This window comes from Bacteroidota bacterium, assembly GCA_030706565.1.
Lineage (GTDB): Bacteria > Bacteroidota > Bacteroidia > Bacteroidales > JAUZOH01 > JAUZOH01.
Genome location: JAUZOH010000424.1, coordinates 1 through 3082, shown reverse-complemented (window position 1 = coordinate 3082; position 3082 = coordinate 1). Strand labels below are relative to the sequence as shown.

Genomic DNA, 3082 nt, shown 5'->3' with positions numbered 1-3082 from the left:
AGAGTTATCCGGAGGGTGATTATGAAATTGATTCGGCAATTATAAAGAGACAAAATAAAAAAGGGAAAAGGCATATTGACTCCATGGACAAAAGTCAGATTCATGGATTTTTTGATGATGATGGATTTGAAATTAATACAGAATTGATTAAAAAGCCTTCATTATGCCTGACTTGTGCTAACAATTGCAATCCCAATGAAGATTTGTTATGCAATATGACACGCTATGACCAAAAGGATAGCAATGAATTTAAATGTTTTGCCTATATTAAAGGCTGATTAAAAAAATGTACGGCGGTACAACACTCGGTATACATTATGAAGGTTTCAGTACCACTTTCAAGTTCATTTCTTGCTTGAAAGGGCAGTAACGGTGGATAATAAAGCGGTCACATACTCCCGCACGCTGCATACACTAAAATGTTGGCTGCCAAGCAACCCTTAACCGGGAATCCGGTTTGCAAAGAGCAATGGATGGTTATTTTAAATATTAACATAAATTTTCTGGAGGATAAACTGATGGATAGCCAAAAAATATCAAAGTCAAAAGCATACATTATGCCATTTATAGTGATCATTGTATTGAGTTTGATCCTTTTCTTACCTGCCGGCACGCTGAGATTCTGGCAGGCGTGGATATATCTGACTATTTTTTCAATTATAACCATTTTCATGATTGTTTATTTTTCTAAAAAAAGCCCAGAATTACTGACACGAAGATCAGAGTTTAGGGAACAAGAAAAGGTGCGTAAAATTCCCCCGTTCCTGAAGCTGTTTTTAGTTATGTATCTTATACCCGGTTTAGATTTTCGTTTTAATTGGTCAGCCGTTCCGCTATGGCTGGTTATTGTAGCTAACATAATGGTTTGTTCAGGGTATATCTTTATCATTATCGTTTTTAATGAGAACAGTTATGCTTCAGCAACAATAAAACTGGAGAATGAACAGAGAGTAATATCGACCGGACCCTATGCCATAATACGGCATCCCATGTATGCAGGCATGTTGTTGATGACCTTATTTACTCCTCTGGCTCTGGGTTCCTACTGGGCCTTGATCCCCTGTATTTTATTTATTCCATGGCTGTATCTCAGGATAAAAAACGAAGAAGAAATACTGTTAAACGAACTTCCCGGGTATGGAGAATACTGTGGAAAGATTAAATATCGTCTCTTCCCATTGATCTGGTAATTAAAATGGTTTATACTGTTACTCTTCGGACAGAAATGGTTCATACCCAACGCGGGTTTCAGAAGGTTTGCAAGGATTAGTTCCTGTATCTAAGTTTCATCAATGTGATACAGACGCGAGTTCGAAATCCCACAGAGGCATAGTCGACAACCTTGATTTCTATTAAAAAAAGGAGTGCATAGTAAACCGGAATATTTTTTGTTTAAATGAGTCTGAATTAAAAATCTATGAAAAACATTTTATTCATTTTAACTATTTCATTTTTAATTGTTAACGGTTGTAAAAAAGAAGAAACGGTTATACCTATTTCTTCTTTTAGTTTTCGAGGAGACACAATTACAACTTTAAAAATGGCAACTTATGATACCTGTACATTGATCAATTTATCAAAAAATAAAGATTCCGTTTTTTGGGATTTAGGAGATGGCAGGACCTCAAATGACAAACAATTTATTTTGTCATATCCTAAGTCTGGCTCGTATACGATCAAACTAACTGTAAAAAATAACGACGGTCAAAAAGCATTTTGTTCAAAAAAGGTTACCATATTAGATAGAGTATTAAAAAGCATTTACATAGAACACATAAATTGGGATACAATAAATACAAACGGATGGCCCACTTCATCTAAGGCCGATATTTATTTTCAAATTCAAAAATACGTTGATATTACGGTTACTAACTATTCAATTTATCCAAATTGTCCAATTATCTATAAATCGCCAATAGTAAAAAATGTAAGTTATTCAACCCAAACTCCATTAACAATTCCAGTAAGTGAGAAAGTAGTGATTGATAAAAAACTAATTCAATTTGCCTATCCGGAAAATTTAAATAATACTTATTTAATAAGTTTAATGGCCATAGATAAAAACGGGAAAGTATACTGCCTACAAAATAATCATGGCGGCGGCGGTAATTATTTTGGCATATTAAAAGATGATTTTAATAAAAATGAATTTGTGATACAGAATGGACCATTCAGCGCCTACCTTTTGAATTGTGATTTTGAATAAGCTTTATATTAGCAGCAGCCAATACATGCTATCGTTCATTGCCGTTAGAGCGCAAATTTCAAGGTTTTCTTTCTTATTAAAGTCCGTCATAGCTTGACAGGAAAGTGCCTCAGAATCGGCAACCAGCATGCCACCTTCGTTATGCCATTTTTTTTGCAAAACGCAACCTTTTCATAAAAAATTCATCTTCATTATAAATTAAGATAAATGAGGAAAAATAACGTTATATTTTTATCCGCATTGGTATTAATGACTTTCTTCCTTTCGAATTGTAAAAAGGATAATTTTGATCATTCAAATATTTCCGGATTTCAAATTAAAGGATGGAAGATTGATTCTATTGGTTTTGCCTATAAATGGATTTCTCCGACAGATGCGGATTTTTTAAATCGTAAAACAGGATACATTCTTGGCACAAATGGAGTTCTGCTTAAAACAACAGATTCAGCAATTTCCTGGGAATATTCATACATTGAAAAAGACTCGACTGGAGTAATGACCAGCGCATTATCGTTTATTAACGATTCCACAGGTTTTATTTATGGAAGGTGGAACGTTCTTAACGGCGGTTATTATGGTGTATTATATAAAACTGTGGATGGCGGTTCACACTGGACTAAGCATTACTATAACAACGCATATCATTTATATTCGATGAAGTTTTTTGATAAGAATAATGGTATAGCTCTAAATTGGATCAATTCTGGTTCTTCTATTGTAACTACAAATAATGGGGGCTCAAGTTGGGAAGTTGCTGATTTAGATTTAGATCCTTCGCAAAATAGATTGTTTTTCTCAGGTGATATATGTTTTGCGACAGGAAAGGATCAAAAAATATTTAAGAGCGTTGATCATGGGAAAACATGGATTACAATT

4 protein-coding genes are annotated in these 3082 nt (G+C 34.1%); all 4 read left to right on the top strand.

Translation table 11 applies throughout. The features are described 5' to 3' along the window. Positions 1-278: hypothetical protein (locus Q8907_15080; protein ID MDP4275595.1), on the top strand; the 278-nt coding region annotated here is incomplete at its 5' end. A gap of 237 nt (positions 279-515) precedes the next feature. Beyond that, positions 516-1190: an isoprenylcysteine carboxylmethyltransferase family protein gene (locus Q8907_15075; GenBank protein ID MDP4275594.1), complete on the top strand. Its 675-nt coding sequence runs from the start codon at positions 516-518 to the stop codon at positions 1188-1190. Between the two features lie 227 nt (positions 1191-1417). After that, positions 1418-2206: a PKD domain-containing protein gene (locus Q8907_15070; protein MDP4275593.1), complete on the top strand. Its 789-nt coding sequence runs from the start codon at positions 1418-1420 to the stop codon at positions 2204-2206. Positions 2207-2413: 207 nt separating this feature from the next. Next, the coding region (locus Q8907_15065) for a YCF48-related protein (protein MDP4275592.1) at positions 2414-3082 on the top strand (669 nt) is incomplete at its 3' end.

Bases quoted from the DNA above. Each gene is read 5' to 3' on its own strand.
- Q8907_15070 (MDP4275593.1), top strand. From the start codon at position 1,418: ATGAAAAACATTTTATTCATTTTAACTATTTCATTTTTAATTGTTAAC.